This window comes from Microbacterium sp. (genome assembly GCF_036566905.1).
Taxonomy (GTDB): Bacteria; Actinomycetota; Actinomycetes; order Actinomycetales; family Microbacteriaceae; genus Microbacterium.
In genome coordinates this window covers 1-7,581 of record NZ_DATCVK010000036.1, presented here as the reverse complement: position 1 = coordinate 7,581, position 7,581 = coordinate 1, and the positions used below count along the sequence as shown (strand labels likewise).

The window sequence follows — 7,581 nt, the reverse complement described above, 5'->3', positions numbered from 1 at the left end:
GACGATCGGCGTGCTCGGCGACGTCGACGCGCTGCCCGACGTGCTCCGCGAGCGCGAGAGTGCCCCGCGCCTGCGCAAGCCCCTCGCGGAACTCGTGCTCCTCGGGGAGTAGCGCCGAGGTTCCTCGACCAGAGCGCCGCGAGTCGAACGTCGACGCGCGGCGCTCTGGTCATGCGCCGACCGGTCCCCGCCGAAACGCTCTTGACACCTCGCCTGCCTCCGGGTTAGCCTGCCCGCAACCATTCTGACAGCGTTGTCATATCAAGCTTCTCCCGACATGACTCCTGTCGATCACACGTGGCGCCCCGAAGGTCGCTGAATCCAGGAGACACCATGGCCCGCTCCGGCCCCACCTCTGCTCACCACGCGACGACGCCCCGACGGCGCCGCACCGTCGCCCTCGCCCTGGCGGCGGCCCTCGCCGCACCGCTCGCCGCCCTCGCACCCGCTGCCCTCGCACCGACAGCCCAGGCATCCGCCGCTCCCGTCGTGACGACCGCCTTCGGCGCCCCCGATGAGATCGCGGCCGACTACTACGCCGCCCTGTTGCGCCACACGCGCTGGGTGAACGCGGTCTGGGATCCGGCGATCAACGCGTACCAGTCCAAGGACTTCAACTTCGCGGTCGTGCTCGGCAACGCCGTGATCGTCACGCACGGCGAATACGACGCCGAGATCACCGGCATCTCGAAGGACCAGCTCACTCAGCGCACGATCGACACGATCCGCTACTACGCCGCCAAGAACCGCTTCGTCGACCCGAACGGCACCTGGGGCAAGAAGATGTTCTGGGACTCCACGTTCCAGTCCTACTTCCTCGACGCGGGACGCGTGCTGTGGGATCAGCTCGACGCCACGACGCAGCAGAACCTCGAGACGATCGCCGTCGGGCAGTCGGCCTACACATCCGACCTCCAGTACGGCAACGACCCGCTGTCCGGCTCGTGGACGGCCGACTGGCCCTCCGGCAAGCACGAGGGCGACACGGCGCAGGAGGAGGCGGGTGTGTACACGCAGGCGCTCGCACCGGGTCTCGCCTGGGCACCCGACCATGCGGATGCCTCGCGCTGGAGCGAGCAGCTCGGCGACTGGGCGCGCAACGCCGCCGGCCAGCCCACCGCGGACCTCAACAACCCGGCCGTCGTCGCCGGGAAGCCCGTGTCGACGAACACGATGCAGACGATCTACGACACCTACCTCGTCGAGAACCACGGGTCGTTCGGCCCGCACTACCAGTCCGACATCTGGCGCTCGGGCGGGCGGAACGCGATCCAGTTCATCCTGAACGATCAGCCGATTCCCGAGTACCTGAAGCACCAGCCGAACTCGGCCGAGCTCTGGCAGTCGATCAAGATGGTGATGTCGAACCAGGGTGAGCCGTTCATGCCGATGGTCAACGACCGCGAATACCTCTACGGCCGCGACGTGATCCCGATGGCGTTCCTCGGTCAGGTGCTGCGCGACCCCGACGCCGTGCGCGCCGAGGCGAACATGGCCGCCTCGCTCGAGGCCTACCAGGCGTACGCGCCGGTCGACCGGCTCGCCAAGTTCTCGGGAGAGCCCAAGTACGAGCCCGAGGCGCGCGCCGAGATCGCGATCTCGTATCTGCTGCACGTCGAGGCCGCCGAATCGGCGGAGGGCGTTGTTCAGGCCACACCGCAGGACGAGTTCTTCGCCCACCTCGCCGGCGTGCGCGACTTCGGCGCCGGCCCCGGTCTCTCGGTGCAGCAGTCCGCGAACGCGTGGGCTGCGGCATCCAGCAAGAAGGGCTTCTTGAAGTTCCCATGGGTTCCGGGCCATGACTCGTGGCTGTTCGCACTGTCGGGCGCGACGCCCTACCTGTACCCGAACTCCTCAGCGACGGTCGCCGACCGGCACACGAGCACCTACACCGGGCCGCGCGACGGCTTCGAGGGCACGGCATCCGTCTTCCGCATCGGCGACGGCTACGCAGGCCAGGTGACGCTGCCGAGCGGCGCGGCGCTGTACGCCTCGAGCGGCGCCGGCTGGCAGGACGGCACCGTCTCGGTGCGCAACCTCGACCTCGGCGGCTACAACGGCCTCGACGGGTCGCGCACGTACTACACGGCCGAGGGGTCGGCCACCGACACCCTTCCCGTCGTGACGCCGCCGAACCCGGCCGACGCGAACGCCGCCCGCATCGACGACCTGTCGTTCGTCCCGGTGCCGGCTCGTTTCGTGCGGATCCAGGGCCAGCAGGGCAACGCCCGGTACGGCTACTCGCTGTACTCGGTGCACGCCTATGGCACGGGTGACGAGGCCACGACGGACCTGGCCGCCGGACGCCCCGCGACCGCGTCGAGCGAGGACCCGGCCCGTCGGGCCACGACGGTCACCGACGCCGATCCCACCACTCGCTGGGCCGTCGCCGTCGCCGAGCGCACGCGTGCGGACTCGTGGATCCAGGTCGACCTGGGCGCGGAGAAGACCGTCGGTTCGGTGCGCCTGGCCTGGGAGGCGAGCGCCGGTGAGCGCTATCTCGTGCAGACCTCGCCAGACGGCCAGACCTGGACCACGCAGACCGCCTACACCGGCAGTGCCGACGCCAACGTCGCACGCCTCGACACGGTCGACCTGACGCCGGCAGGAGCGACCGCTCCGGCTCCGGTCGAAGCGAGGTTCGTGCGGATGCAGGGTGTGCAGGGCGACCCCGCGTACGGTTACTCGCTCTATACGATGCGCGCACTGACGGCGAACGGCGTCGACGCCGCGGCTGGCAAGCCTGCGACGGCATCGAGCTCGGACGCGGGTCGCGCCCCGTCGAGCGTGACCGACAGCGACCCCGCCTCGCGCTGGGCGGTGTCGCGTGCCGACCGCACCCGGGCCGACTCGTGGATCCAGGTCGACCTCGGCGCGCCCACCGCGATCGCGCAGGTGCAGCTGGGCTGGGAGGCGTCGGCAGGTCGCGAGTACCGCATTCAGGTGTCGGCCGACGGTGAGACCTGGCAGGATGCCGCGAGCTTCCGCTACACCGGGGACCAGGTCACCACGACCGAGGGGTCGTGGCTCAACGTCGAGGGCACAGCCGGCTACGTCGTGCGCGGCGGGCAGGCCCCGATCACCGTGTCGAGCGAGGAGGAGGGGATCAACACCGTCCGCCTCGGCGGCGGAGACCGTCCGATGCTCGTCGAGATGGTGCCGGGCGACGCCGCAGCGACCGCCGCGCAGGATGCCGCGCCGCAGCCGAGCGCCGATGGACTGCTCGTGAGCTCGCTCGACGGCTACCTCACCGCCTTCAACCTCACGGGCGCCGACGTCACGACCGATGTCACGGTTCCCTACGTGGGCGACACCGTGGCGCTGTACGCCGGCGATCAGGTGCTCGGACGGGATTCCTCGCACCTCACCGTCACGGTGCCCGCGGGCGACGCCGTCGTGCTGGCTCCGCGCGCCACGGTTCCGACCGCGGCCGCGCAGGCGGCCGGCGTCTCGGTGTCGGTGCTCGACGGCCGCACGCTGCGCGTCGCGAGGCCGGACGGCGGGGATGCCCGTGCCAACGCAGCCGCCACGCGGACGCTCGACGTGACGAACGTCGAGACCGGCGAGACGCGGACGCTGCCCGTGGTGAAGCCGAAGGTCGCGGCCGCCGCGTCGTTCCCGGGCGCGACGCCGTTCCCGGTGCCCGACCTGGCGCTGAGCACGCTCACGTTCCCGGCGTCCGTGCTGCCCGAGGGCATGGACTCGCCGCAGCGCGCCGTCGACAACGACACCCGCACCGCGTGGACCCCTGGGGCGAACGGCCGCATGGTCACCGACCTCGGTTCGGCGCAGTCGATCGGCACCGTCTCGACGCTGTGGAACGACGAGGGCGCCCCGGCGGCGACCGTGTCGGTGAGCGACGACGGCATCACGTTCCGCGATGTCGGTTCGATCAAGGCCGGCGCGACGCGCGGTTCGGTGAGCGTCGAGGCGACGGCCCGGTACGTGGCGCTGACCACCGAGTGGACCGAGGGCGACCCGGGTCTGATCGCGCTTCGCGTGCTCGTTCCGGGGACCGACTAGTCCGGTCGGCTCGAGCGAACTGCTGCACGAGCGCCGCGAGTCGATCACGACCCGCGGCGCTCGATTCATTCGTCGACCGGACTAGTCGATGTAGGCCTCCAGTGCCTGCACCACCGACTCGTGCACCACACCGGCCCCACCCAGCACCACGATCCGCTTCGGATCCAGACGATCCAACTCCGCCGCAACGACCGCCGGGATCATCGAGTCCGCAACCAACAGCAACGGACCACCCTCAGCACCAGCCACCGGAGCACCGGCCAACGCATCCGGGAAGTTCAACCCGTTCGCGACGAACACCACATCGACACCCGGCTCATAACTCTCCGCCGAGATCACCGCCGACGTCGCGAACCGATCAGGACCCGACAGACGCTCCACCGGGCTCGGGACGGGCGGCTGCACGTCGACCGGGTCGCTCGACCTGACCGCGGTCTCGTAGCCGGCCTTGGACCCGGTCACCTCCACGGTGATCGATGCGTCGGCATCATCCACCGTCAGGGCGTAGACGCCCGTGGTCGCGCCGACGATCGGCACGCCATCCCTCATCCACTGGATCGACAGCTCGACGGGTTCCGGCGCCCACGTTCCCGGGACGACGGTCAGCTCGGATCCGACCGCTGGGACACCGTCGATGATCGGCTTCGGAGCTGCAGTCAGCTCCAGCAACGGTCCGCACGATTCCGGCGCGACGAACAGGTGCGTCCAGCGGGACTGCCCCGTCGTCCCCCATCCATCGTCGAAGTAGGCCTCGACCGTGTACGGAATCCCGGGTCGAGGCGACCACGGCTCACCGTCATGGGAGTCCGCGCCATCGCCCGAGCGGCCGTCGTTCGGCGACCACGACCACCTTCCGTGGGGGAAGTCATCGAGCTTCAGGTGCGCAGGCGCGTCGCACGTGGCGTCGACGAACACCGGCTCCGGGATGGCGACCGTCTGGAACACCACGTCGGACTCGACCTGGAAGTCGAGACCGGCGAAGCCCCCGGGGAACGGGACCGCGTCGTCGATGCCCGCGGGCAGCTTCGACGACATCGTGCCATCTCGCGACAGCACGATCGAGCCGTCACCAGCCCCCGAATAGCGGACCTGCAGGAGCTCGGCGGTGCCGGGTGCCCAGGACGACGTGTCCAGCGGTAGCGACGCCACCCCTGCCGTCGTCGGCGCACCCGACCAGTGGAGCGACTGGTGACGACCGAGGCCATCGAAGTAGGTGAATGCCACCCAATCGACCGGAGCGTCGAACTCCCACCCGATCTGCAACAGTTCGCCCTCGCCGAGGGCGGGGCCCGAAACCCGAGTCACCGACGACAGCGCCGGCACTGCAGCCAGGTCGATGTCGGATTCGATGTCGAACGCCAGGCCGGCGAGGTCGGCGACCGGAAGGGTGGCATCCTCGACCCCGCTCGGCGACTTGTACTCGACGGCGCCGCTGGCATCCAGGATCATCGAGGCGGCTCCCCAGCGGTACTCGATGCCGTCGAAGACCACCGCACCGCCGGCCCATTCCGTGGTGTCGATCGTTGCACGCGCGACGCCGTCGGTGGTCGGAGTCATTCCGCCCCACCAGGATGCGTATCTGGGCGAACCCATGGCGTCACGGAAACGCACGCGGACCTGATCGACCGGACGATCGAACGACCAAGCGACCGCGAGTTCGTCACCGTCGGCGAGCACGCCGGCCGAGGTTCGCGATGCACTGGAGAGCAGGGGCGGAATCGACAGGTCGAGTTCGGAGTCCACCTCGAACTCGGCAACATCGATGGCCTCCGCAGCCGAGGGGATCTCGCCGACGTCACCGGAGGACCAGATCACCGCACCGTCGGCACCCATCTGAACCGACTTGTAGTGCTCGCCGAGGCCCCACGCGTAGTTGATGCTCTCGAGGACCACCGGGCCGCGCGGCCAGACAGCGGTGTCGACCGCCATGCGGATCTCGCCGGACGTCGACGCCCCCCACATTCCCGAGTACTGGGGATGCAGCCCTCCCAACGCGTCGCGCAGGGTCACCGTCAGCGAGTCGACGGGAGCATCGAACGACCACCGAAGCACCACGTCGTCACCGTCGCCGACCACATCGGCCGACGTGCGCTCGAGCGAGGTCAGCGCGGGCGTCACCGAAGGATCGAAGTCGGAATCGACGTCGAACGCGAGGTGCCCGAGCCCGCCCGCGGGCAGGGTCGCGTCCGCCAGCCCGCTCGGGTTCTTGTAGATGACCGCGCCCTGGGCGCTGAGGGTCATCGACTTCCCGCCACCCCAGGTGTACATGAGCTCGGAGAACACGACCGTGCCGGCGGCCCATTCCGGCGTTTCGACGAGCACCCGCGCAACTCCCGTCGTCGAGGGGCCCGCCCCGTTCCCCCATGCGGACCACTCCGCGGCGTGCGCCCTGCCGAGCCCATCACGGAGTCGGAGCGTGACCGAGTCCACGGGCCGGTCGAATTCCCAGGGGATCACGACCTCCCCACCATCGGTGAGCACCTCCGCCGACTGCCGTTCCGCGCTCAGCAGCGCCGGCGGGATCGACAGGTCGACATCGGAGTCCACGTCGAAGGCCGCGACGTGGATCGCGTCACCGGCGGGTGGCACCGCCGGAAGGCCGTCGGTCTTCCAGATGACCGCGCCGTTCGCGTCCAGGCTGACGGTCTGGTACTGATCCCCCGACATCCAGGAGTAGCTGAAGCCGTTGAACGTGACCGTCCCACCGGGCCACGTCGCCGTGTCGATTGTGCCCCGAACCTCACCCGACGTGACCGCACCCGCGTTTCCGTACAGGTTCTGCGAGCCGCCCATCGAATCGCGCAACATCACGCTCACCATGTCGACGGGAGCGTCGAACTCCCAGCCGATCACGATCTCGTCGCCGTGCTCGACCACGTCACTCGAAATGAGATCGAGCGACACGAGATGCGGTACGACCGGTTCGGAGGCGACGGCCACTGTGGGCTGCCAGATGGAGAGGGCGGTCAGGAGGGCGACGAGCAGGGCGACCAGCGACATCGGGCGCCGCTGAAGGGTGTTCGGGAGCAACGTGGAGGGTTCCTGTCTGTTCGGGCCCTTGCAGCCTAGGGGCGAACATCGCGATTCGTCGCGTGCCCGCGTGCCCCCCGTTCGAGGGGGGCACACGGTCGATTCGCTCCGCTCCGCGCCGCCCGCGACGACTCCTATGCGTCGACGGGATCGACGACCGAGATCGGCCGCGTCGGCGGCTCGTGCCGTACCGGCATCGCCTCGATCACCCGCTTCAGGCGCCAGGCGGCGGCGACGGCGAGCACGCTGAGCGCCAAGTGGATGCCGAGGAACACGTCGCCGAGTCCGGCGCCGAGCAGCACGCCGGCGACGAGCGGGCCGGCCGCCGTGAACGCGGTCTGCAGCGCCGACATCGCGCCGAGCGTGCTGCCGACCATTCCCTTCCGCGCGAGCGAGGCGATGAGCGGGTTCAGCACGGGGCTGTAGATCGTCTCGCCCACCGCGAAGATGCCGTAGGTCATGACGAACATCGCCGAGGCCACGCCCGGCGCCAGCTGCGCGCTCGCGAGCACGAGCCAGGCGACGACC

The 7,581-nt window shown here is 69.8% G+C and carries 2 protein-coding genes and 1 pseudogene; 1 reads left to right on the top strand and 2 read right to left on the bottom strand.

From position 1 onward, the window contains the following. Positions 1-333: 333 nt before the first annotated feature. On the top strand, positions 334-4,023 hold the full coding sequence (locus VIP82_RS03735) for a discoidin domain-containing protein (RefSeq protein ID WP_331905945.1): 3,690 nt from the start codon (positions 334-336) through the stop codon (positions 4,021-4,023). 81 nt (positions 4,024-4,104) lie between these two features. Here VIP82_RS03735 and VIP82_RS03730 read toward each other — a convergent pair whose 3' ends face one another. Beyond that, a complete protein-coding gene (locus VIP82_RS03730; protein ID WP_331905944.1) occupies positions 4,105-7,023 on the bottom strand; it encodes a cell wall-binding repeat-containing protein in 2,919 nt (972 codons plus the stop codon). 164 nt (positions 7,024-7,187) lie between these two features. Continuing rightward, positions 7,188-7,581, bottom strand: a pseudogene (locus VIP82_RS03725) (MFS transporter); the annotation flags it as partial.

What these genes read in the sequence shown, in the direction of transcription:
- VIP82_RS03735 (WP_331905945.1), top strand. Translation starts at nt 334, where the DNA reads ATGGCCCGCTCCGGCCCCACCTCTGCTCACCACGCGACGACGCCCCGA.
- VIP82_RS03730 (WP_331905944.1), bottom strand. Translation starts at nt 7,023, where the DNA reads ATGTCGCTGGTCGCCCTGCTCGTCGCCCTCCTGACCGCCCTCTCCATC.